At 48.6% G+C, this 24,558-nt stretch carries 22 protein-coding genes; 9 read left to right on the top strand and 13 right to left on the bottom strand.

All coding sequences use genetic code 11. The annotated features are described in order from the left end of the window. Nucleotides 1–79 precede the first annotated feature (79 nt). Nucleotides 80–496 carry a DUF1036 domain-containing protein gene (locus AC2D8L_RS14205; protein WP_484686130.1) on the top strand — a complete coding sequence of 139 codons (417 nt, stop codon included), beginning with the start codon at nt 80–82 and terminating at the stop codon, nt 494–496. 11 nt (nt 497–507) lie between these two features. Beyond that, nucleotides 508–1,944 (top strand): pyruvate kinase, encoded by a 1,437-nt coding sequence (gene pyk / locus AC2D8L_RS14200; RefSeq protein ID WP_484686129.1) that lies wholly within the window; start codon nt 508–510, stop codon nt 1,942–1,944. 79 nt (nt 1,945–2,023) lie between these two features. Here pyk and AC2D8L_RS14195 read toward each other — a convergent pair whose 3' ends face one another. From AC2D8L_RS14195 to AC2D8L_RS14145, 11 genes are all read right to left on the bottom strand, one after another. Further along, complete coding sequence (locus AC2D8L_RS14195; protein ID WP_484686128.1) at nt 2,024–2,953, bottom strand: ABC transporter permease; 930 nt, start codon at nt 2,951–2,953, stop codon at nt 2,024–2,026. Nucleotides 2,954–3,115: 162 nt separating this feature from the next. Continuing rightward, a complete protein-coding gene (locus AC2D8L_RS14190; protein WP_484686127.1) occupies nt 3,116–3,454 on the bottom strand; it encodes a P-II family nitrogen regulator in 339 nt (112 codons plus the stop codon). Nucleotides 3,455–3,484: 30 nt separating this feature from the next. Further along, nucleotides 3,485–4,693, bottom strand: coding sequence for an ammonium transporter (locus tag AC2D8L_RS14185; protein WP_484686126.1), 1,209 nt, complete (start codon nt 4,691–4,693; stop codon nt 3,485–3,487). Between the two features lie 172 nt (nt 4,694–4,865). After that, a complete protein-coding gene (gene ykgO / locus AC2D8L_RS14180) occupies nt 4,866–4,991 on the bottom strand; it encodes a type B 50S ribosomal protein L36 (RefSeq protein ID WP_027835018.1) in 126 nt (41 codons plus the stop codon). A gap of 213 nt (nt 4,992–5,204) precedes the next feature. Continuing rightward, nucleotides 5,205–7,043, bottom strand: a complete 1,839-nt coding sequence (locus AC2D8L_RS14175; RefSeq protein ID WP_484686125.1) for an ABC transporter ATP-binding protein — start codon at nt 7,041–7,043, stop codon at nt 5,205–5,207. 68 nt (nt 7,044–7,111) lie between these two features. After that, entirely contained in the window at nt 7,112–8,041 is a 930-nt protein-coding gene (locus AC2D8L_RS14170) for an ABC transporter permease subunit (RefSeq protein ID WP_484686124.1), read from the bottom strand. Between the two features lie 12 nt (nt 8,042–8,053). Further along, entirely contained in the window at nt 8,054–8,980 is a 927-nt protein-coding gene (gene oppB, locus AC2D8L_RS14165; protein WP_484686123.1) for an oligopeptide ABC transporter permease OppB, read from the bottom strand. A 184-nt stretch (nt 8,981–9,164) separates the two neighbouring features. Further along, nucleotides 9,165–10,799, bottom strand: a complete 1,635-nt coding sequence (locus AC2D8L_RS14160) for a peptide ABC transporter substrate-binding protein (protein WP_484686122.1) — start codon at nt 10,797–10,799, stop codon at nt 9,165–9,167. 504 nt (nt 10,800–11,303) lie between these two features. Further along, a complete protein-coding gene (locus AC2D8L_RS14155) occupies nt 11,304–12,590 on the bottom strand; it encodes an acetyl-CoA C-acetyltransferase (protein ID WP_484686121.1) in 1,287 nt (428 codons plus the stop codon). Nucleotides 12,591–12,599: 9 nt separating this feature from the next. Next, the gene (locus AC2D8L_RS14150) at nt 12,600–14,570 is read right to left on the bottom strand and encodes a 3-hydroxyacyl-CoA dehydrogenase NAD-binding domain-containing protein (RefSeq protein ID WP_484686120.1); all 1,971 of its coding nucleotides are present in this window, start codon (nt 14,568–14,570) and stop codon (nt 12,600–12,602) included. Between the two features lie 51 nt (nt 14,571–14,621). Next, nucleotides 14,622–17,096, bottom strand: a complete 2,475-nt coding sequence (locus tag AC2D8L_RS14145) for an acyl-CoA dehydrogenase (RefSeq protein WP_484686119.1) — start codon at nt 17,094–17,096, stop codon at nt 14,622–14,624. Nucleotides 17,097–17,343: 247 nt separating this feature from the next. Here AC2D8L_RS14145 and AC2D8L_RS14140 point away from each other — a divergent pair, with 247 nt between their 5' ends. Together AC2D8L_RS14140 and AC2D8L_RS14135 are read left to right on the top strand one after the other, a co-directional pair. Continuing rightward, nucleotides 17,344–19,047: a long-chain-fatty-acid--CoA ligase gene (locus tag AC2D8L_RS14140; protein WP_484686118.1), complete on the top strand. Its 1,704-nt coding sequence runs from the start codon at nt 17,344–17,346 to the stop codon at nt 19,045–19,047. Continuing rightward, nucleotides 19,040–19,453: a MerR family transcriptional regulator gene (locus AC2D8L_RS14135; RefSeq protein ID WP_484686117.1), complete on the top strand. Its 414-nt coding sequence runs from the start codon at nt 19,040–19,042 to the stop codon at nt 19,451–19,453. The genes AC2D8L_RS14140 and AC2D8L_RS14135 overlap by 8 nt, the downstream gene beginning before the upstream one ends. Here the strand turns inward: AC2D8L_RS14135 and AC2D8L_RS14130 are convergent. Next, nucleotides 19,450–20,028, bottom strand: a complete 579-nt coding sequence (locus tag AC2D8L_RS14130) for a hypothetical protein (protein WP_484686116.1) — start codon at nt 20,026–20,028, stop codon at nt 19,450–19,452. The genes AC2D8L_RS14135 and AC2D8L_RS14130 overlap by 4 nt on opposite strands. A gap of 268 nt (nt 20,029–20,296) precedes the next feature. On the opposite strand from AC2D8L_RS14130, the gene AC2D8L_RS14125 reads away from it, so the two are divergent. Genes AC2D8L_RS14125 through AC2D8L_RS14110 form a run of 4 tightly spaced genes read left to right on the top strand, consistent with a single transcriptional unit; the run spans nt 20,297 to nt 23,342 of the window. Next, complete coding sequence (locus AC2D8L_RS14125; protein ID WP_484686115.1) at nt 20,297–20,980, top strand: TetR/AcrR family transcriptional regulator; 684 nt, start codon at nt 20,297–20,299, stop codon at nt 20,978–20,980. Nucleotides 20,981–20,987: 7 nt separating this feature from the next. Next, a complete protein-coding gene (locus AC2D8L_RS14120; RefSeq protein ID WP_484686114.1) occupies nt 20,988–21,851 on the top strand; it encodes an ABC transporter ATP-binding protein in 864 nt (287 codons plus the stop codon). Next, nucleotides 21,848–22,573, top strand: a complete 726-nt coding sequence (locus AC2D8L_RS14115; RefSeq protein WP_484686113.1) for a fluoroquinolone export ABC transporter permease subunit — start codon at nt 21,848–21,850, stop codon at nt 22,571–22,573. The genes AC2D8L_RS14120 and AC2D8L_RS14115 overlap by 4 nt, the downstream gene beginning before the upstream one ends. A gap of 4 nt (nt 22,574–22,577) precedes the next feature. Then, complete coding sequence (locus tag AC2D8L_RS14110; protein WP_484686112.1) at nt 22,578–23,342, top strand: hypothetical protein; 765 nt, start codon at nt 22,578–22,580, stop codon at nt 23,340–23,342. Between the two features lie 40 nt (nt 23,343–23,382). On the opposite strand, the gene AC2D8L_RS14105 is transcribed toward AC2D8L_RS14110, so the two are convergent. Next, nucleotides 23,383–23,811 carry a MarR family winged helix-turn-helix transcriptional regulator gene (locus AC2D8L_RS14105; protein WP_484686111.1) on the bottom strand — a complete coding sequence of 143 codons (429 nt, stop codon included), beginning with the start codon at nt 23,809–23,811 and terminating at the stop codon, nt 23,383–23,385. Nucleotides 23,812–23,940: 129 nt separating this feature from the next. Between AC2D8L_RS14105 and AC2D8L_RS14100 the strand changes: the two genes are divergently transcribed. After that, a complete protein-coding gene (locus AC2D8L_RS14100) occupies nt 23,941–24,531 on the top strand; it encodes a YceI family protein (RefSeq protein ID WP_484686110.1) in 591 nt (196 codons plus the stop codon). The last annotated feature ends 27 nt before the right edge of the window (nt 24,532–24,558 follow it).

Genomic DNA, 24,558 nt, shown 5'->3' with positions numbered 1-24,558 from the left:
AAGACCTTGGCGCAAATTGTAGCGCATTTGGAGTGTCCGGACCTTGTTTTTTATCGACTTTAGTATAACAAAAGCCGCAATGAGATTTGCACCACTGATCCTATTGCTAAGCCTGTTTTATGCAACGCCAGCGTCAGCCGATCTGCGGATATGCAATCAAAGTCAAAACCCGGTGGCCATTGCCATAGGATTTCGCAGCGAAAAAGGCTGGCAATCTGAAGGCTGGTGGATGGCAGAACCGGAAAATTGCGCGGTAGTGTTCAATGGACCATTGAGCGAACAGCGGTCGCAATTTTTCTATATTCACGCCGTAGATGATATCGGCGGAAATCGTTGGGATGGACGCATTTTTATGTGCACCCGTGATAAGTCCTTCACAATCTTCGGTGAAAAGGACTGTCTAGCCCGCGGTTACGAACGGACCGGCTTCATGGAAGTCGATACCAAGAAAAACAAGGATTGGACTGTCCAACTAACGGACGCCGATCTGCAATAATTGGAGATCCAATGAGACGTCTACGCAAAGTCAAAATTCTCGCTACCCTGGGCCCTGCATCGAACGACGAAGAAACCATCGAGAAACTGGCACGGGCAGGCGCAGACGTTTTCCGCATCAATATGAGCCATGCAAGCCACGAACTGCTTGGCCAAACCATGGATGCGATCCGCAATGTCGAAAAAGCGGTGAAACGCCCAATTGGCGTACTTGTTGATTTGCAAGGCCCTAAACTACGGGTCGGCAAGTTCAACACTGGCTCCGTCTCCCTTGCCGCCGGCGATGTCATCACATTGGACACGGATACTTCCGAAGGCAACAAAACTCGCGTTCATCTGCCCCACCCAGAAATCTTTGAAGCCATCGAAAAAGGCCAAAAGCTGCTGCTTGATGATGGCAAGCTAGAGTTGCGTTGTATTGGCAAATCTGCTGACAAAATTGAGTGTGAAGTCATTCATGGCGGCAAGCTATCTGATCGCAAAGGCGTAAGCCTGCCTGACACATTGTTGGGTGTTGGCGCGTTGACGGAAAAGGACCGTGCTGACTTACTCGCCGCGCTTGAAGTGAATGCCGACTGGATCGCCCTGTCATTCGTCCAACGCCCTGAAGACATCATTGATGTCCGCAAAACCGTTCAGGGCCGTGCGGGCATTCTTGCCAAAATCGAAAAGCCACAAGCAATCGAACGCCTTGAAGAGATCATCAAACTGTCCGATGCGATTATGATTGCCCGCGGTGACCTTGGTGTTGAAATGCCACTTGAGACGGTGCCGGGTTTGCAAAAACGCATGATCCGCATGGCCCGCCAACAGGGCAAGCCTGTTGTTGTTGCAACACAAATGCTTGAATCAATGATTACAGCACCTGTGCCCACAAGAGCCGAAGTTTCTGACGTTGCGACCGCCGTTTATGAAGGCGCCGACGCAGTGATGCTTTCAGCAGAATCAGCGGCTGGTGACTTCCCCGTGCAAGCCGTATCCACCATGAACCGCATTGCGGTTGCTGTGGAACAAGACGGCCTTTATCAGGGCATTATCCGCCGCCAAAATGTTGAGCCAGATGCAACGGCTGCCGATGCTATTTCAGCCTCAGCAAGACAAGTTGCTGAGACGCTCGATCTTGCCGCCATCGTGACCTACACGTCTTCGGGTTCAACCGGCATTCGTGCTGCGCGCGAACGCCCCGAAAAACCAATTGTGGCCCTTTCACCAAAAGTGGCGACAGTTCGGCGTCTATCTCTTGTCTGGGGATTGCACTGTGTACGTACAGACGATGCGGTGAACCTAGACGACGTTGTAGACCGTGCATGCTCTATTGCTTACCGTGAGGGCTTTGCGCGCCCTGGCGACCGCGTAGCGATTACTGCAGGCGTGCCCCTTGGCACACCAGGCGCAACCAACATGCTACGTATTGCATTTGTCGGCCAAGATGGTGTTGGTTCTTCATAAGATCCCAACTTCTGGTTAGAGCTGTTAATACCCGTCATTCTAGGCGGGTATTTTTTTGCCGGAATTTCAAAACTGCCGTTTAGATATCTAGTCGAACTTTTGGGTTGAGCCACGCATAAAGAATATCGACCGATAGGTTAGCAACAATCAGCAAGGCACCCGACATAATGGTGAGCCCCATAATCAGCGGATAATCGCGATTAAAAGCAGCGTCGACGAAGAATTGCCCCATACCACCGGTGTTAAAAATCACGTCAACAACAACTGATCCCGTGATCATGCCAACAAAGACCAGACCAAGCTGTGACACAACCGGGGTGATTGCGGGTTTCATCGCATGCCGCCAAATAATGCGCGGCATGGGCACGCCCCTCGCTTTCGCGCTGCGAATATATTCTTCGCCCAACACTTCCAACAACGAGGCGCGTGTCATGCGCAAAATGCCAATCATCGCGCCTGAGCTAAGCGTTAGCACTGGCAACACCAAATTGCGCCAATCGCCGCCATTCCAGCCCCCGCCCGGCAGCCAACCAAGCTTATATGAAAACAGCCAGATGGAGAGCACACCAACCACAAAATTTGGGATTACATACCCAATCGCCCCGAGACTAACGGTTAGATAATCAACCCAACCATTGCGCCAAATCGCGGCGCAAATGCCCAAAGACATGCCGCCAAATGTGGCGACCAGAAACGATATGGCGCCGTAATAAAAGGTCACTGGGAACGTTTGGACAATTAGCTGGCTAACGGTCACGGATTTCCAACGGATTGACGGCCCAAAATCAAACGCGGATACAATGCCCCATAAGTACCGCCAAAATTGCACAAAGAGCGGCGCGTCTAGCCCATACTTAGCGTTCAGGCTGTCGATAACATAGGGCGGTGGCATTTTGTCACGTGAAAACGGGTTGCCTGGCGCAAGCCGCACAATGAGAAATGAAATAACGATGATCAAAAAGATGGTAGGGATGGCGATCAGGAGCCGCCGAACTATATATCTAAACACATGCCCACCAATTCGATTGTCCCCTAGGCGAGCATCACTACACAAAATTATAGTGAGGGCAAATATTTTTCACTAACGACGACGCGCCAATCGGTTGAAGAGACAATAAGGGCTTACCTCTCCCACATGATTGACGCGTTCACTCTTGAAACCGAGAAGCACTTATAGTGCGTTCTCACCCGCCTCTCCCGTGCGAACACGGATGGCTGCTTCAAGATCTAACACAAATATTTTGCCATCACCGATCTTGCCCTCGGAAGCCGCTTCGCGAATGGCATCCATGGCAAGTTCGAGCTTATCCTGTGGCACCGCGATTTCCAGCTTGAGTTTTGGAACATACGAAATCTCATATTCCGCACCGCGATAAATTTCGGTATGGCCGCGTTGACGGCCATAACCGCGCACTTCTGTAACGGTCATGCCCGATATGTCTAACGCGCCGATCGCGTCTCGCACATCGTCCAGCTTATGTGGCTTAATGATTGCAATAATCAGTTTCATAAGAACTTTCCAAACATTATGCCCATAAACCTAGTGCCTATATCCTGTCTCACCATGTACCGTTAGGTCAAGGCCCGTCGTCTCTTCCTCTGGGCCAACACGTAGTCCAACAGCCTGTTTGGTCAGCCAAACAATGACAATAGTCGCCACTAGCGACCAAATGGCCGTTACAATAACACCAAGTACCTGCACACCAAATTGGCTTATGGCATTCATGCCTTCGGCGTAACCTGATGCGCCAGACCCAAATGTCAAAAGGAGCGCCAACAAGATCGTGCCCGTTGCGCCGCCGATTCCGTGCACCGCCAACACGTCCAACGAGTCGTCAATATTGAACCGGTTTTTGACCAAATCCACGGCATAAAAACAAATAACGCCACCAGCGAGGCCAAGCACAACCGCGCCCATTGGCCCAACCGAGCCAGAAGCAGGCGTGATCGTTGCGAGGCCAGCAATGGTCCCGGTAACAATGCCAACAACACTTGGCTTGCCAAACTTAACCCATTCAATGGTCATCCACACAAGTGAAGCCGTCGCCGCAGACAAATGAGTGACCAAAATGGCCATCGTCGCGTCGCCATTTGCAGCAACAGCACTGCCACCATTGAAGCCAAACCAGCCTACCCACAAAAGCGACGCACCAACCATCACCATCCAAGGAGCATGGGGCGGACGAACGCCGTTTGGAAAGCCTTTGCGCGCACCAAGCATAAAGGCGATGACCGCAGCGGAAACACCTGCGGTAACATGCACAACAATGCCACCAGCAAAATCAATAACCCCGAGCTGGGCAAGCCATCCGCCGCCCCACACCCAATGGGTTACAGGTACATAAACCAGCATCAACCACACGGCACTGATCAACAAAACAGCCGAGAATTTAATCCGCTCAACAAACGCACCGACCATTAAGGCTGGCGTGATGACTGCGAAGGTCATTTGAAAGATTACCCAAAGGCTCTCAGGAATTGTGCCACTCAAACTGTCGCGTTCCACCCCCGCAAGGCCGATCCGGCTGATCCCGCCGATCAATCCATTGCCTTCGGTAAAGGCAAGTGAATAGCCGAACATGAACCACAGGATCGAGGCGATACAGGCAATCGCCACGCAGTGCATCAACACCGACAAGATGTTCTTTGCTTGCACAAGGCCTGCATAAAAAAGCGCCAAGCCCGGCATTGTCATGAGTAAAACGAGCGCGGTCGCTGTCAAAATCCAGCTCGTATCTGCACCATTCATCTTCGGCATCTCCCTAAAACACAAAAGTGCCTAAATTTTAGGCACTGCACATTATTGCTTATTTTTAGGCAAAAGTCAAAGCTGCTCGATTTTTCAGCAATATTGGTTCAGACACAAAAAAGGCCGATGACAAAGTCACCGGCCCTAAAAATTTCAAACTGAATTATGCGACTTAACCCTGACGGGCTTTGAAACGCTTGTTCACTTTGTTGATAATGTAGATACGACCGCGACGGCGAACGACCTTATTGTCGCGATGCCGGGTGCGCAGCGCTTTAATGGAATTTTTGATTTTCATTCCGGTCACCCTTCACATTCATAAAAATAGGCGCCACTGGCGCCGGGAATTCGTTGGAGGTTATTTATGAGCAAATGGCCCACTTGTCAACGCATCTCAACGCAAAAGCGCGTAAGTTTGCACATCAAGGCTCCAAATACCCACCTATTGTCATTTTAGATACAAAGGGGGCAAACCTGCCCCCTCTTTAATTCGATTAGAATCGGCATCAGCCTAGCTGACGAGCAATTCTTCAAGTGGATCATGTTCAGCCACGAAATGTCCGGGACGGATTTCTTGCAATTCTGGCACATAATCCAGCTGATTAGCTTTGAGCTTGGACTGCAAGAAACGCAATTTAGCCGTCGGGTCCATTGGAGAAGGCAATTCTCCTGGGAACCTGATCCGTGCACGCGACCGCTCGACATTGGGATCCGGAATTGGCACCGCAGAAATTAGTTGCTGCGTGTAAGGGTGCTGCGGATTGAGATAAATCTCATTGCGATCCGCAAGTTCCACAATCCGCCCTAGATAAAGAACCATGATCCGATGCGAAACTTCCCGCACGACCGATAGATCGTGGGAGATGAACAGAAGCGAAAGCCCAAACTCATCCTGCAAATCCATCAGCAACTCGATAATCTGCGCTTGAATGGACACATCCAACGCCGACACCGCCTCATCACACACAACCAGTTTTGGTTCCATGATCATGGCCCGGGCAATACCGACACGCTGATTCTGCCCACCAGATAGTTCGTGCGGATAACGGTTGATCATATTCTTATCAAGACCAACGCGTTCCATGATTTTGGCGACCCGTACCTTCATTTCGTCCCGGCTGAGATCGGGGCTAAATGTTTGCAACGGCTCCATGATCGAATCTGAAATGGTCATTCGTGGATCAAGACTTGCAAGAGGGTCTTGGAAGACAATCTGCAAATCTTCACGTTTAGCTTTCAGGTCCGCCTTATTGGATGCATCTAGCGGTTTTCCGAGCCAGCTCACATTGCCTTGGGTTGGCGGGATGAGTTGCAGAACAGCGCGGGCAAGCGTTGACTTACCGCATCCGCTTTCACCCACAATGCCCAAAGTCTCGCCGGGCTTTAGATCAAAGCTCACACCGTCAACGGCCTTAAGCGGCACATTTTTATGCCAAATTCCGGTTGGGACTTTGATGTTGAAATGCACATGTACATCGTCAACTTTCAAGAAGTTCTCATCCCGGCCCTTAAGGTCATATTCTTTGAGCTTACGGTTTGTGGCTTTGTCAGGTTGATCGATCCGTGGCATCGCTTCAAGCAGCATTTTTGTATATTCATGTTGCGGGTTGTTGAACACCTCATCAGCGGTACCCTCCTCAACATAAATACCTTCACGCATAACTTGAATCCGGTCACACATGCGCGCAACCACGCCCATATCATGGGTAATCAACGCGATCGCTGTGTTATTTTCCCGCTTCAACTCATCCATCAAATCAAGAATTTCAGCTTGAACGGTCACATCCAAAGCGGTTGTTGGCTCATCCGCAATTAACAGATCAGGCGAACACAACATGGACATGGCAATCATCACACGCTGCCGCATGCCACCAGAAAGTTCGTGTGGATATTGGCGAAGACGGCGTTCAGACTCTGGAATACGAACGCGATCTAGCCATTCACGACATTTCTTTTCAGCGGCACTTCCGCGCTCGCCTGTATGAAGTTGCAACACTTCACTCATCTGCTCATAAACCGTGAGGTGTGGTGTAAGCGAGGTCAACGGATCTTGGAAGATCATTGACATATTGCGGCCACGCACACGGTTAAGTTCTGACGTCGACAGGCCCAAAAGAGACGTACCATTAAAAATGATCTCGCCTTTTGTGCGACCATTCTTGGCCAACAGGCCCATCGTGGTCATAAAAGTCTGACTTTTGCCCGATCCACTTTCGCCCACAATACCAAGGCATTCACCAGGTTCTATATGCAGGCTAACACCTTTAACAGCATTCACATCGCCATCTGGGGTGTCGAAGGTCACTTCTAGATCGTTGACCTCCAAGACATTTCTCTTCTGTTCACTCACGCTACTGATCCTTTACGCATATTGCAGGTCGACAATTGGAAAATTTGAATATTCATCAAGAAATCCTCCTATCGATCTTTCGGATCAAGCGCATCGCGCAAGCCGTCGCCTATAAAATAGAAACAGAACAAGCCAACCACAAAGAAGCCAAGTGGGAATGCCAGTTGCCATGGCGTGCCATATTGGATGGTTTTTGCGCCGTCGTTGATCAACGCACCCCAAGAGGTCAATGGCTCTTGCACACCAAGCCCAAGGAACGAAATAAACGATTCCGTCAAAATCAGTCCAGGAATAAGGAGTGTCGTGTAGACAGCAACAATGCCCATCAAGTTTGGCAGCACATGTCGAATGATAATTGTAAAACTATCAACCCCCGAAGCAACTGACGCTTCAATATATTCTTTGTTCTTAATTGAAAGTGTCTGACCCCGAACAATCCGCGCCATATCCATCCAAGAGAACAAGCCCAAACCTATGAACAAAAGCCATAGCGAACGACCGAACATCACGAACAAAATGATGAGGATGAACATATAGGGGATCGACATCAGAACATCGACAAACCGCATCATATAGTTGTCAATACGTCCACCTGCATAGCCAGCGATTGCGCCATAAAGCACACCAACCACAACAGCAACAGCTGTACCAACCAGACCAACCAAAAGCGAGATTTGCGTGCCCTGCATTGTACGGGCAAAGATATCGCGACCCAGATCATCGGTTCCGAAAAAATGACCATTTTCGGTTGAAGGAAATCCAGCTGTGGCTGCATTACCAATCACGTTCCAGTCAATTTCCTCATATGACCAAGGGGCAAACAAAGGTGCTGCAAATGACAGGATGACCATCAATGACAGAACGACAACACTCACCACGGCGGCTTTGTTGCGTGAGAACCGCTCCCACGCATCTTGCCAAAGTGATCGACCTTTGATGTCTTGAGGGGTCGATAGTGCGTCAACAACACCATCCATTTTTTCTTTACTTACCAGCATATCAATTCTCCCCTACTGCAACCGAATTTTCGGATCGAGCCAGGCATAGATAATGTCGGCGATCATGTTGAATAGGATTGTGAGTGAGCCAAAAATAATTGTTGCACCCATCAAAAGTGAATAGTCCCGGTTTGATGCTGCATCGACGAAATACTGACCCATCCCACCTGTGGAGAAATAGACGTCAATAATAACAGATCCAGTGATCATGCCCACAAATGCTGGGCCAAGATAGGACACAACCGGCAGCAGTGCCGGCTTGATGGCGTGACGCATAATAATACTCATCATCGGCAAGCCTTTGGCTTTGGCCGTTCGAATGAAATTAGAATGCAACACTTCAAGCATAGATGAACGAGCAATCCGCGCGATCGAAGCCATATAGCTGGTGGAAAGCGCAATAACCGGCATGATGATATACTCAGCCTGCCCGCCGTTCCAGCCGCCTCCGGGCAGCCAACCCAACCAAAGGGTAAAAATAATCACCAAAATTGGGGCCATAACAAAGTTTGGCAAAACTTGCGCGCCGATGGATATGCCAACAGCTAAATAATCCAACCAACTATTGTGTTTGATCGCAGCACAAATGCCTAACGTCAGCCCAAAAACAACGGCCACCACGAATGACCAAAATCCATAAACAAGCGTTACAGAGAACCCTTGTGAAAGAATATCATTCACGCTTCGGTCTTTATATCTAAAAGACGGCCCGAAATCGAACTGGGTCACGATACCCGTGACATACCTAAAGATTTGAGTGTGCCATGGCTGGTCCAGACCAAATTTGGCCTCAATGTTCGCCAGCACCTGTGGTGGAAGCGGGCGTTCAGAGGTGAATGGTCCACCCGGTGCCAAGCGCATCAACACAAATGAAAAGAGCACTAGAAATAAAATTGTCGGAATTGCCGACATCATACGTTTAACGATAAAGCTGAACATAAGCTTTGACCCTGCTTCCCTTAGCGTGCCTCTTCTTTTCTCGCATCAGAAACGGCGAAACAAGTCGCAAAATCGTCAACAATCTGAGAGGACATTCACTAAAAAATGGACCCCAACTTAGTTGGTGGTCCAATTAAAGAAGGCACCGCGACATTTAAATCGCGGCGCCTCCAATTCTCAACTGTTATTCTGCAGCAACCTTATAAAGGTCACGGCTATACCAGTTTTGTTGTACGTTCTTGACAGGCCAGCCTTTAAGAGACGGCTTGAGCATCAAGTTACCAGTGTAGTGATATACTGGGATCACAGGCATTTCAGCAGCCATAATCTCTTCTACACGCTTGTAAAGTGGAGCAGCATCGCTAGATGTTTTTGCATCTGCCAATAGTTGGTCAACTTCAGCGTTTACATACTTACCATCGTTATAACCAGAACCTGATTGTACAAGGTCTAGGAATGTTGATGCTTCGTTGTAGTCACCACACCATGCGCCACGTGCCAATTGGAAGTCTTGTTTACCACGAACGTCCAAGAATGTTTTCCATTCCATGTTCGCAAGAACAGCTTCAACACCAAGTTTCTGTTTCCACATTGCAGCCATCGCTGTTGCAATTTTCTTGTGGCCTTCAGAAGTGTTGTAAAGCATGTCGAACTTCAAAGGATTGTCCGCACCGTAGCCAGCTTCAGCCAAAAGTTCTTTAGCTTTTGCGTCACGATCAGCTTGCGTCCAAGTACCGTATGGAACTTCTGGAACATCGAAACCAGCAGTTGCGCCAGGTGTAAATGTGTAAGCAGGGAACTGACCAGCTTGCAACACGTTCTCAACAATCACATTACGATCAACTGCGTATGAAAGCGCGTGACGAACACGTTGATCTTTAAACGCTGGGTGACCGCTGTCTGTTAGGTTGAATGTGTAGTAGTAAGAACACAAACGTGGGAACGAGAATGTTTCAACAGGCAACTCTTCTTTAAGACGAGGATACTGACCTGTTGGCACTTCTGTACGATCAAGTTCGCCAGCGCGGTAACGTGTAAGCGCAACGTTCTCATCGTTAATCACCATTGTCACAACTTTATCAAGAATAGTCTTGTCGTTGTTCCAGTAATTTGCATTGCGCTCGCGTGTTGTACGTTCTTTCAAAACCCACTCAGTAAGCTTGTACGCGCCGTTAGAAACCATGTTCTCTGGACGTGTCCACTGATCGCCATGGGCGTCAATAGTTGCTTTGTGTGTTGGGAATGTTGTTGTGTGCGATGTCATTGACACGAAATATGGCAATGGCGCAGTCAATGTCACCTTCAATGTGTGATCATCAAGCGCTTCAACGCCAAGTTCAGATGGCTCTTTGTCACCAGCAAGAACTTCAGAAACGTTCTCAATCGCCATCAACTCCATGTACCATGCATATGGTGAAGCAGTTTCTGGGTTTGCAGCACGTTGCCAAGCATAAACGAAATCGCCAGCAGTGATTTTGTCACCGTTTGACCATTTTGCATCACGAAGCTTAAAGGTATAAACCTTGTTGCCTTCTGAAGCTTCCCAGCTTTCAGCTACACCTGGAGTGGTGTTGCCGTCTGCGTCTTGGTTGGTAAGACCTTCAAACAAGTCACGCAAAATGTCTGAACCAGAAACATCTTCGTTCAATTGTGGATCAAGTGTTGGGATGCCATCAAGCAAACGGTATGTAAAAGTCTGATCCGCGGCCAGCTTTTCGCCGGTCATCGGATGCATTTTGTCTGCAAATGCAGCGCCGCCAGCTACGGCGACCATCAAGGTCGCTGCTGATGCAGCCTTAAGAATTGAGGTAAACTTCATTAACTACTCTCCCTAGTAGACGTTTCCTTCGACCTCGACTGCCACTTTTTTGGACAATCTTTAGGTCGTTATTGCAGTTGAGCCGGAGGCCCAAAAGCGAGGTTAGAACCTACCGTTCATCAATCACTTTTGGCAAGCACTGTTTGAAGCAGCTCCGCCGATTTACCCTGCCCAAATAGGCCAAAATCGACGATCAAAGCTGCCGGTTTTTATTTTTTGCCTTATATTTCAATGAATTAAGGCAAACCGTAATTTGTGAGCCAGTACTAAAAAAAATTGTAGAAAGCGGAAAATTTTCATGAAATTGTCACAAAATCAGAGCGGTAATATCCCTTAATCTTGAAGGCTATATGCAAATTTGTCTGACAATATATATGAATGCCTGTACGTGTACCAACGGGTACCCCAGATCATGGCAAATATTGACGCCAAATTGTCGTCAAAAATCACAAAATGCTGGCGCAATTTAACCTTTGGATGATCAAAATTTAGGCAAAATAGAGCCTAAGTTCGCTCTACAATTGCGGCAACACCCTGGCCACCTGCCGTACAAACGGAAATAAGAGCGCGTTGTTTTTGCGTATCATCAAGCAACTTTGCTGTTAGTCCTAAAATACGAGCACCGGTGGCAGCAAATGGATGACCATAAGCAACGCTTGAGCCTTTGATGTTAAGCTTTTTAGGATCAATTTTGCCCAACACCTTGTCGCGTCCCAAAACCTTGCGATTATAGCTGCGGTCAGAAAATGACTTAATGGTGCAAAGAACTTGCGCCGCGAATGCTTCATGCAATTCAAACAAGTCAAAGTCCGCAAAACTCAATTCCTCTTTGCGCAACATATTGGACACCGCAATCGTTGGCGCCATCAGCAGTCCGTCGCCTGCAGCAAAATCATTGGCGGAAACAGCCCCTGCCCGCAAATAACCCAATATGGGCAACCCACGTTCTTTCGCCCATTCTTCGCTCGCCAGCAAAACAGCAGCTGCGCCATCAGTAAGTGGCGTGGAGTTCGCGGCCGTTAGGGTGCCATGACCAGACTTGCGATCAAATGACGGCTTAAGGGTCGACATTTTTTCCAATGTAGAATCTGCACGCACATTATTATCGCGCACAATACCGGCATGGGGCACAACCAGGTCATCGTGAAAGCCTTCTTCATAGGCTTTTGCTGCATTCAAATGAGAACGCAATGCTAACTCATCCTGCGCTTCACGAGTAATTCCCCATTCACGCGCCATTAACTCGCAATGCTGTCCCATGGACAAGCCCGTGCGTGGCTCGGATGTTGACGGCGCATTTGGCATAACTTCACCAAAACCAAATCCTTTAAACACACCCAGTTTTTGGCCAAGCGATTTCGCACGGCTCAGTTTAATCATCCGTTTTGAGAATTTCGGCCCAAACACAATCGGGCTATCACTCACGCTATCAGAACCGCATGCGATGCCGCTCTCAATTTCACCACTCGCTATTTTTGCACCAATCATCATCGCAGCTTGCAATGAAGTACCGCACGCGATTTGCACGGTCGTTCCCGGTGTAGTTGGAGCTAGCCCTGCGTTTAGCGAAGCTTCCCGCGCGATATTAAAGTCGCGAGAGTGATTGAGCACAACTCCGCCCATAACTTCATCAATATGCTGGCCTTTGAGATCAAACTTTTCCACCAAACCGGATAGCACGCCAGACATCATAGAGAGATTGGTTTCGCCCATATAGCCAGAATAGGCACGGCAAAATGGAATGCGGGCACTGCCAACAATAGCTACGCGCTTTACTGTCTTTTTCGCCATCATATTCTCCTAAGCTTTGCCGTCGTTGCGCGCCTGCAATGGCCCGCCAAGGAATGGAGCAAATCCCGTCCCAAAAATCACACCAATGTCCGCCAATTCTGCGTTCGCAACTATGCCGTCTTTAACGCAGATTTCGCACTCATCAACCAATGGCTTCACCAGCTCGCGACCAAGCGCTTCAAGGTCAGCGACCGGCTCTTCGTCGCCCTTGACCGCTTTGCCATTTTCCCATTTGTAAAAACCTTGGCCCGTTTTGCGGCCCAAGTGGCCGCCGATTACCAAGTCAGCAAAAATACCGCCATCTTTGACCTCTTGCCCGAGCTCTTGAGCCACGGACTTACCCACATCAAGGCCCACCATATCCATCAGTTCGATTGGCCCCATCGGCATACCAAATGCGACGGCTGCTTTGTCGATCGTTACACGGTTTTCGCCATTTTCCACCCGCATGACGGCTTGCAACATATACGGCATCAATACCCGATTAACGAGGAAACCCGGCGCGCTTTTCACAACTACTGGGCTTTTGCCAATTGCAGTGGCAAAGCTTGCACCTATGCGCACAATTTCTTCGCTATTATGTTTTTGCTCAATCACTTCGACCAATGGCAGTTGAGCAACCGGATTAAAGAAATGTAATCCGATCAAACGCGATGGGTCTTTAAGAACCGACGCAATATTTTCCAACGGAATGGAGGACGTATTGGTTGCCAAAATCGCATTGGGCTTCAGCTGTGGTTCAAGTGAAGCAAATAGCTTCTGTTTGATCTCCAAATTCTCAACAATGGCTTCAATCACCACATCGGCTCGACTGACGCCTTTTGCATCGGGGTCCGGTGTTAGCCGCGCCATCGCCGCCGCGACCAATTCTGGTTTGCGAAGTCGTTTTTTGAACAGAGATTTTGCCCGTTTTAGAGCTGGAGCAATACGATCCATATCCAAATCTTGCAGCGTCACGTCCATGCCGCGTAAGGCGCTCCACGCCGCAATATCACCGCCCATCACCCCAGCGCCTATGACATGTACCCTGTTGAATTTTGGCTTAGGTCCCTTTTGCACGCCTTGCGCTTTAAGCCCTTCAGACAAGAAGAATACACGGCGCAGATTGCGGGCGGTATCAGTAGCCATCAAGGGTGGGAAGTGTTCCAGCTCTGCTTTAATGAACGCTTTTGGATCATCGCCATGCTTTTCGTATATGTCGATCAACTTATGCGGTGCAGGATAATGTTTCTTGTTCGCTTTCTTCGCCACTTGCTGACGCATTTTGTTGGTGGTGAAGCCCCGAAGTGGACCCATTGCCATGATCCGTTTGGTTAGACCTGCAGGCCCAGCTTTCCGACGCTGCATCACCGCTTTTCTGGCTTCCCAACGCAATTGATCACGATGCTTGACCAATTTGTCGACAAAGCCCAAATTCTTTGCAGCACCAGCGCGATAAAACTTGCCCGTCAACATGGCCGTCATCGCAGCGACGGGACCAGCTTGTCGGATAGAGCGACCTGTTCCGCCAAATCCGGGAAAAATGCCAAGTTTGACTTCTGGGAAACCAATGCGCGTCTTGTCGTCATTCACTGCAATCCGATAGTGACAGGCGAGCGCAAGCTCAAACCCACCACCAAGGCAAAACCCATGAATACCGGCCACGATTGGCACTTTGAGATTTTCAATCCGATTGAAAATCGCATGCGCTTTTTTCAACGCCTCTGGTAAAATCGAAGGGTCACTCATCGCATCAAACTCGCGCACATCGGCGCCAGCGATAAAGCCATTATCTTTGGCGGATAGCAACACAACACCAGCCAACTCATCCGATGCCACTAGGTCCTCAAACCGCAACGTGAGCGTTTCAAGCTCGGCCATACATTGGGTGCCCAGAACATTCACCGGCGACTTTGGTGTATCGATGGTCAGCCAGCCGATTTTTTCGAAATCGACTTCAAAGCGCCAATATTTGAGTTTAGGCATTTTGGGTTGTGCCACGTCTTTGCTCCCCACTAATATCAATTCGCATTTGCCAATTGGTCAAGATGACTATTCAGCCGCAATATGTTTTCCTTTTTGCGGCTTCTTGCTGATTTTAGCAAGTTCGCCCGGCGCAAAATCATCAACTCGGATTGCATTGTCCGTTGCTTCATCTGCCGCACGCAACAGGCCAGCTTCATTGTGGCTGATAATGTCTTGGTCGACCGCATCATCAATCGCGTCACGATCAAGACGACGGCTAAGAATGCCCTTTTTAAGTGCACGGATGAACTTTTTCTCAGCGTCAACGGCTTCTTCAACTTTGATCAAAGCATCTTCAAGCACACCGGTGCGGTCTTCTGGATCAAAGCTAACATAAAGATCTCGGGTCAAACGATCACGTTGATCAGAATGTTTCAGTACCGCTTTCGCTAAGCGATAATTATGACGATCAGGCGAAGCTATCGCATGCGCGCCAAACGGGAACACCAAACGACGCATTACAAATCGCATTAAAGGGTTGGGGAAATTCGCAAACACATCAAGCAAGCTCTTTTCAATTGCGGCTTTTCTGTCCGCAACAATTGCTTCAACGATCGGCAAATCTTCGGCAATTGAGCCATCATCTTCATATCGCTTGAGGGTCGTGGACCACAAATATAGATCTGACAAAATATCCGCCATGCGACCAGACAGCATTTGCTTGCGCTTGATGTCACCGCCCAAAACAACAACAGTCCAATCACCGACTAGCGCAAAGCTTTGCGCGTAGCGATGAAGCTGCTGGTAGTGTGTTTTCAACGGGCTGGTGCTCGGAGAAGACGCAAATGCGCCAAGTGTTACATTGTGGAAAAGCGACGCTGAAATGTTGCGCAACATAAATGCCGTGTGGCCCGCAAACGCTTTATCGAACGCTTTCAATCCCTCAGATTTATTCTCATTTTGCGCCGCAGAAATCTCATCATAAAGGAACGGGTGAGCGCGAAGTGCGCCTTGCGCAAAAGTAATCAATGTACGGGTGAGAATGTTTGCGCCTTCAACCGTAATCGCCACTGGCACCGCCTGATAAGCAGAAAACAAATAGTTCGATGGTCCATCGCAAACCGCTCGACCGCCATGAATATCCATCGCGTCGTCCAAACGGTCACGCATGGCTTGTGTGGTGCGATATTTTAAAAGCGCCGAAATAACAGACGGCTTTTGCCCTTCGTCCACCATCGCCGCGGTGGCAGCACGCGAACCTTCATACATATAGGCATCTTTAACGATGCGCGATAAAGGCTCCGCTACACCTTCCATCATCCCAACGGGAATTGAGAACTGACGACGAACTCGCGCATAAGCGCTAGTCACACGCAAAGCTTGCTTGATGGAGACAGTGCCGATGGCAGGCAATGAAATAGCGCGTCCAGTTGAAAGGCATTCCATCAACATGCGCCAGCCTTGACCGCAATAATCAGTGCCGCCGATAATCCAATCAAGCGGGATAAAAACATCCTTGCCGCTATTGGGACCATTCATAAAGGCTGAGCGAGATGGGTAGTGCCGACGCCCAATATTGACGCCTTTATGCTTGGTTGGAATAAGCGCCAATGTGATGCCCACATCTTCGCCCTTGCCCAGCAAGTTCTCTGGGTCATAAAGATTAAAGGCCAAACCAAGCAACGTCGCAACCGGACCAAGCGTTATGTAACGCTTGTCCCAATTCAGCTTAACCCCAAGCACTTCCTTGCCTTCATGTTCGCCGTAACAAACAACGCCAGCGTCGCGCATACCAGCCGCGTCTGAACCAGCGTGAGGGCCGGTTAGCGCGAAACAAGGCACTTCTTTGCCGTTCGCTAGCCGTTCCAGATATTTATCTTTTTGGGCGTCGGTGCCATATTTTTCCAGCAGTTCACCCGGCCCCAAAGAGTTTGGCACCATCACTGAAATTCCCGCGGCGATAGAGCGGCAGGCAACTTTGGAAACAATCATGGATTGCGCCTGGGCAGAAAAACCCAATCCGCCATGCTCTTTAGAAATGAGCATGCCGAGGAAGCGATTTTCCTTTAGGTAGGTCCACACTTCGTCTGGCATATCAGCGCGATTGTGGCGTGTATCCCAATCATCAATCATCCCGCAGACTTCTTCGACCGGGCCATCCATAAAGGCTTGCTCTTCTGCCGTAAGTGTTGGTTTGCGAATATCTAAAAGTTGACGCCAATCTGGCTTACCAGAGAACAATTGCGCGTCCCACCCAACTGTTCCGGCATCAAGTGCTTCTTGTTCTGTACTGGAAACGCGCGGAAGGATCTTTTTCACGGCACCATAAATCGGCGCCGTCAGCGCCAGGCGTCTAATCAGTGGTACAGACAAAACGAGCATTATGATGCCCGGGATGTAAGCAAGAATGCCAAAACCAGATGGGTTAAAACCACCACCAATCAGCAATTGCCAAATGGCGGCGAAACCAAGGGCCACGATCCCCCAAACAACCAGCCGCGCCTCAAAAAACGCGAGGGCGAAAAACGCGACCAACCCTGCCAAAATCAGAAAAAGCGCCATCAAATCCTCCTGCAATCACAACAGCAGCGCATCTGGACTGCGCTTGCTCAGCGTCGGCAGAATGTCACAAATAGACGTTTACGTCAACGTGATTACTATATAGGCAACTCTCCGTATTTCATCGGTTTTCTAACAAATTGCCACAAACCGTCAGCAAAAATGGAAGAATATCTGATCGAACGTCGATCAATTGACGTTAACGTCAGTTGATGTAATACTTCCATCAATTGAGTAGGGAGAGAGCAACATGGTAACGGGTTCACCAAGCCATCAACTATACCAACCGTGGTTGACCAATTATCCTGATGGGATTGATTATTACGCGCCGATCGACACGACACCGATCACTGAACGCATTGATAAATCCGTGGTTGAAAATGCAGCACGCGTTGCGCTCGACTTTTTAGGTCGCGAAACAACCTATGCCGAACTTGGCATCGCCATCGATCAAATGGCAGGTGCGTTCCAGAAGGATATGGGGATCAAAAAAGGCGACCGCGTCGCACTTCTGATGCCAAACAGCCATTTCTTTCCTGTTGCCTATTATGCGGCCCTCAAAATTGGCGCAACAGTTGTAAACTGCAATCCGCTCTATACGGTCACAGAGCTGACCCATATTCTAAAAAGCTCAAATTCGAAGATTATCATCACACTGGACTTGGCGCTGACATTTGAGAAGGCAGAAGCCCTTGCTCAACAAGGCCTTTGTGAAAAAATCGTAGTTGCCCATTTCCCAAACGCACTGCCAACATTGAAGAAAGTGCTCTATAAACTGCTTAAGAGCAAAGATCTGTCCAAACTCGACCGATCTTCTCAGGCAGACAAAGTTGTCTATTGGGACGATTTGCAAAATTCTGGATCAATCGCAGATCCCGTTAAAATTAAGCCCGAAGACATGGCCGTACTCCAATTCACTGGTGGCACAACTGGACTGCCCAAAGCCGCGGTGCTCACCCACGCCAACATTGCAGCCAATTTGAGCCAAATCGACCTTTGGGGTCTAGATTTGTTTCGCCCGCCAGCAGGCCTGGTCGCCGTGCTCCCGTTCTTCCACATCTTTGCAATGACGGTTTGCATGAACACACCACTGGTAAATGGCGTGAAGGTTGTGATGTTACCTCGTTATGAGAAGCTACCGCTTCTTAAAATGATCGACAGAACGAAGCCCACAATTTTCCCAGCCGTTCCAACGCTTTCCCACGCGCTGGCGACCGCGGATGAATTGGACAAATACGACATTTCCAGCATTGAAGTTGGCATCTCCGGTGGCGCGGCACTGCCTAACGACACAAAAATTGCGTTTGCAAATGCAACCGGTGGCAGGATCGCGGAAGGGTACGGGTTGACAGAAACGGCACCTGTTCTTTGTTGCTCACCCCTTTACGGCACCAATAAAGATAATTCCATCGGCCAACCCTTGCCCGGTACTGATGTGCAATTTGTCGACATTGATGACCCAACACGGTTTGTCGGTCCGGGCGAACGTGGCGAACTGGTTGCAAGGGGTCCGCAAGTCATGCCTGGATATTTAGACAATGACGAGGCAAACGCGCAAACATTTGTGAATGGCTACTTTCGTACCGGCGATGTCGGATATATCGATGAAGACGGCTTCATTTATATTGTTGACCGGATCAAAGACACCATCATTTGTTCTGGATATAATGTGTTCCCACGCGCAATCGAAGACGCGCTTTACAAGCATGAAAAAGTCGACGAGTGCAACGTGATTGGTGTTCCAGACGCCTATCGTGGCGAAGCACCTGTCGCCTATGTAAAACTCAAAACCGGCGAAACGGCAACACAAGATGAACTAATGGCGTTCATTTCAACCTACATTTCCAAGATTGAAATGCCGCGAGAAATCATCTTCAAAGACGAGCTACCAAAAACGCTGATCGGCAAACTGTCTAAGAAAGAACTTCGTGAAGAGTACAAAAATCGTGAATAAAATCTTGGCCAAACCAGTCGACACAAAGCAGGATCTGTTTTCAATTGCCGAACTGGCCAGCGAATTTGATATTTCGACCCGCACCATCAGGTTTTATGAAGCAAAAGGCCTGATTATGCCTGACCGGGTTGGCACAACAAGGGTGTTTAGGCGGCGCGACAGGACACGGTTATTGTTGATTTTGCGCGGTAAGAGGCTTGGATTTACCCTGAAGGAAATCTCTGAATATTTGGAGCTTTATGATGTTGATCAAACTCAGGCGAAGCAAACCCAGCACCTGCTAAACCGCGTAAATTCTCGTCTGGACATGCTAAGGGCACAAAAAGCTGACCTAGAGGTTGCTATCCAAGAGCTTGAAGCAATGCATAAATATGCAACCGATCAGCTAAAAAAGCAAACCGCCTAAACTCTCAATTCGGTCGCTGTATCAGCTGACTTATGGTCAAAAACACCCAAGACTTCGACCCCTTTAAAAACATCGCGGCGTATTAAATAGCGCCGATGAGGATGCATTCCTTTACGCGTATTGCCCTTAGCGGAACTGGACTTGTTCTTGCGTCGGTCTGGGCCAAAATACTGCGCTGTCTCATAATAGCTGATCGCTGTGTTGATCTGGCGCTTCACACGGGTGCTCAAGGTCTCCGATGTGCAGGATGATTGCATGATATCGTCGAACCCAATGGACAAGTATTCAGCGAGCTGTTGCTGTGAAATCTCACTAGCCATCAAGAGCAGTGGCGAAAATCGAATTTCATCCGCAAAAGTCCGTACTGTTTTTGTTGCAGCACGAAGTTGATTTGCATCTTTCATCTGAGAGAAGAAGCAAAAGTTGATTTGATTTTTGGAAATCACGCCTTCGAGCGCATTAAAGTCACGAACACAATGAATTTTGGCAAAACCAGCTGTCTTCAGGCTGGTGCAAAATGCATCCGACCAATGTACATCATCCGAAAATACTATCGCACTACATCGATTCAACATATTCAAATACTTAAAAGTTATTCTGATATAATAAGAAGTACATATAAATTTTACGTAAATGTTCAGTTCTATACGTATATACCCCTACTCCACCTTAATTACTTGCGCGAAGCTTTTCCCAACCAAGTGCCTCTTCCATTTTACGAGGGACCATTATTGGAAGTCATCGATGACGTCCAAGCAGAACCTTGCGATAAATACCATTTGACTATTTTTGCATTTTCGGTCAAAAAGTCATGGAAGCGATCGAACATGAGAGATATTTGCGGTGAATGACAAGGATAAACAGCGAGAAAACCGAATACTTGAAGCCACGGCGGAGCTGATTTCCAAATTTGGATACAACAAGACCACCGTTGCAGATATCGCAACAGCAGCAGGCATTTCCAAAGGCGCGATCTATCTTCACTTCAAGTCCAAGGAAGAAGTGCTTGAAGCCTTGCTCATCGATTCGGTCTACAAATATTCAATTGCGTGGTTTGAGGCCGTGGAAGCGGACCCGGAAGGCGGGCGCATCGCAAACATGTATATCAACATGCTCAAAGCGTTCGACACCAACCCTTTTATGTCGGTGATCATGCGCAAGGACCCAACGATCTTGGGCAACTATATCAAACAACCTGGCAATTTTTTTGAGCGTCAGCAAAACGGCGGCATGCGCCACGAATTCATTTCCATGATGCAGGCGGCAGGCGCGGTGCGGAAAGAACTAGACCCAGCAGTTACCGCCCATTTGATGGATATTTTCAGCTACGGCCTCGTAGTGATTTCAGAATTTAAGCACCCAGACGACATTCCAGAGACAGACGCTGTCATCAAGGGTATCGCTGACATGATGGACCGCGCCCTAACCCCGGACGAAGGCGCAAACAGCGATGCGGGCAAACAAGTCCTGCGGCAGCTATTTCAAGCTGGCCTCGCTGAATTTGATAAATCAAAACCTCAGAAATGAGAATATTATGATCTCAGCAAAGAACTTGAAATTCGCATATCCAAACGCCACAGCGGACACGTTGCACGGCATCGATTTTGAAATTGCGGAAAAGGAAATTTTCGGATTTCTCGGCCCTTCCGGCTCTGGTAAATCCACCACGCAAAAAATCCTCATTGGCCTTTTGAAGGACTATCGGGGGGAAATTTCGATTTTGGGCAAAGACCTAAAAAGCTGGGGCAACGAATTTTACGAGCAAATTGGTGTCTCTTTTGAATTGCCCAACCACTATCTCAAACTGTCGGCACGAGAGAACTTACAACATTTCGCTGGGTTCTATCAGGGCACCACGCTGAGCCCCGACGAAGTGTTGGAAATGGTTGATCTACACAAGGATGCAGACAAAAAAGTGTCTGACTTTTCTAAGGGCATGAAGATCCGCCTCAATGTCGCGCGCAGCATAATCCACCAACCCAAAATTCTCTTTTTGGATGAGCCAACAAGTGGGCTTGATCCGGTGAACGGGAAACGGGTGAAAGATCTCATTCTCCAATTGCGGGAAGCTGGTACCACAGTTTTTGTGACGACCCATAACATGACGTTAGCAGATGAATTATGCGATCGCGTCGCCTTTGTAACTGACGGAAATATTTCAGTAATCGACGCACCTGACGCGTTGAAAAAGCAATATGGTCAGCGCAAGGTTCGCCTAGACACTTCCAATGAAAATGGCGATCTGACCAGCGCGCACTTCGAACTGGATGGATTGCAATCAAATGGCGATTTTCAGAAAGCTGTTCAATCAGCTCACCGTATTGAACGTATCCACAGCCAAGAAACCACACTTGATAAAATATTCATTCAGGTAACAGGGCGGGAGCTGACGGCATGAGACGGCTCCTTCAAGCGATTAAAACCGACATAGCCGTCCAGTACCGCAATAATCTCTATCATGTGGGCATCTTCATCTCGCTCATTATCGCCATTGCCCTGTCCCAGCTTGCGAGCCCAACGCAATTGGTCAATGTCATCCCCGCCGCGATCTTGCTGATCGTGGGTGGTTCAACAATGCTTTATGTCGCCGGCATGGTGATCTTTGAAAAAGACGAAGGCACAATCGCCGCGACTATTGTTTCACCGCTTACTAATACAGAATATTTGCTGTCCAAGGTCGCTTCGCTTGTATTGCTCGCCACCATGGAATCTTTGATCACCATTTATGGCGCAATCGCCATCCACTGGATTGGCGGAGAAGCCGTCTGGCCAGACCCTTTTTGGCTTATTGTTGGCATATTGTCAGTGTCGATTTTGTTCACCCTTGTGGGTGTTGCCATTGTGGTGCGCTATCAACGCATCACCGACTTTTTGATCCCAATGTCCGGCATCGCCATTTTGATGCAACTGCCTTTCATCTATTTTTGGGGCATATTCAAACATCCAGCTCTATTGCTCATTCCTACGTCTGCACCAACCATGATCATGGAAGGTGCGTTCCGCCCACTGGAACAATGGGAAGCATTTTATTCGCTAACCTACTCGGGGTTTACCTTGCTTGTTTTGACCTATTGGGCAAAAGCCGCGTTCCACACCCACATCACCATGAAGATGGGATAGAATTATGAACCTCATTCCTCTCGCACAAAAAATAGGCCGCAACGATTTTCGTCTCATTGGTCGAGACAAATTCCTGCTCATGATGTGCGGATTTGTAATTGTGATCGCGCTTTTTTTGCGCTTCGCATTGCCTGCGCTCAACACCTACCTGATTGAAGCTGGGATTATGCCCGGCAGCTTTCATTCTGAAGCGCTTAGCCACTTCTATCCGATGTTGGTCGGTTTCTTGGTGGTTTTCCAAGGGGCGTTACTTTCAGGTGCAATTTACGGATTTTTGCTGCTTGACGAAAAAGAAGACAACACCATCACCGCCATGCGCGTAACACCGGTTTCAGCGGCAAAATTTATCAGCGTACGCATGTATATCCCAGCAGTTCTGGCCAGCATTGTGGTGTTCGCTCAATTGCAATTTATCGGTTTAGCGCAAGTACCAATCCATATCGCCCTAGCAATCGCCATCGGCGCATCACTGACAGGCCCGATAGCGACCCTGACCTATGCCAATTTTGCTGAAAACAAACTGCAAGGCTTTGCCATCGCCAAATTTGTCGGCATTGCCGGTTGGATCATCTTGATTGGCTGGTTTGTTCCGGAGCCAATGCAATGGGCTTTTGGGCTGTTTCCGCCGTTCCTGATTTCAAAAGCCTATTGGATGGCACTCAGCCAAGACGCGAATTGGGTCTGGCCATTGTTGGTGGGGATTTTGGGACAGCTCGCGCTTATCTGGTGGATGGTAAAACGGTTCCACATGCAATTAGCGCAAAGCTAGCCAACGTCCAAATGCGTCAGTGCATACCCCATTAATCGACTTAATGTTGACGCCAAACCTCAAGCAACTTCACAACCTCAGGCATAGATTCTAGTTCGCTCATCTGCTTGTGAATCAACGGTCCCCAAATGTCCCACATTTGAGCCCGAACGCTTCGACCTTCAGATGTAATCCTCAAGACTTTGCCGCGCTTGTCTTGGTCACATTGCTCAATATCGATCAACCCTTTTGATACAATCCGCCTGATGAGGTGAGACAGATTAGACTGTTCGAAAATCAATTGCTCTTCAAGCTCATATGGGCGCACACTGCCGCCACCCCGTTCAATTCCCCAGAGCACGTCATACCATTTGATCGAAGGCAGGCCCGCCTTTTTGAGCGCAGCGTTGATCTCTGCATGGCACTGTCGATGTACCCTGTTTAACGCGACCCAGATCGCTGTCTCTTTTGGTGATAGGTAATCTGTCATCACGTTCCTGTGAAGCTTGTGTTCTTTTTCGATCTTGTAGTCTAAGACATTTACATGAAGTTATCATGTAAATTTAACGTCAACTAAATCTAACAGTTTTTTGCCGTTCAACAAATCAAAGGAATTGAAATGAGCATTTCAAAAATTCTAGCCGCTGGACTATTGGCAGCAACTATTGCCACACCTGCATTGGCAGCAGACATCTATAAAACTGACCCAGGGCACACTGAAGTCCGCATTACTTGGAACCACGCCGGGGTCTCCATGCAGAACGGCGAGTTCACCAAAGCTGAAGGCACGCTTTCATTAGAAAAAGACAATATTGAAGCGTCTACCTTGTCTGCCACCGTTGACGCTGCCAGCGTTTCATCGGGCTTCGGCCCATTGGATGACCACATCCGTTCAGCCGATTTCCTCGAAGTTGAGACATATCCGACAATCACATTTGAAAGCACTTCGGTTAGCCGCACCGGCGACGACACAGCCGACATTACTGGCAATCTAACATTGCACGGCACCACTAAGCCGGTAACACTTGCAGCAACTTTGACACACCTTGGCGAACATCCGCTTGGTCAGTTTGTTGACTATTATAAAGGCGATTGGGCTGCATTTACCGCAAGCGCAGAAATTGACCCAGCTGAATATGGTGTGGGCATGACCATTCCAGTTGGCAAACTTGTCATCGAAATTACGACTGAAATGAAATCACCAATCTAAGAACCATTCTGGTTCACTTGTCTAAAA

This window comes from Maritalea sp. YIW29, assembly GCF_057219265.1.
Note: the sequence above shows the minus strand (reverse complement) of the source record. Positions and strands in the feature narration are given on the sequence as shown.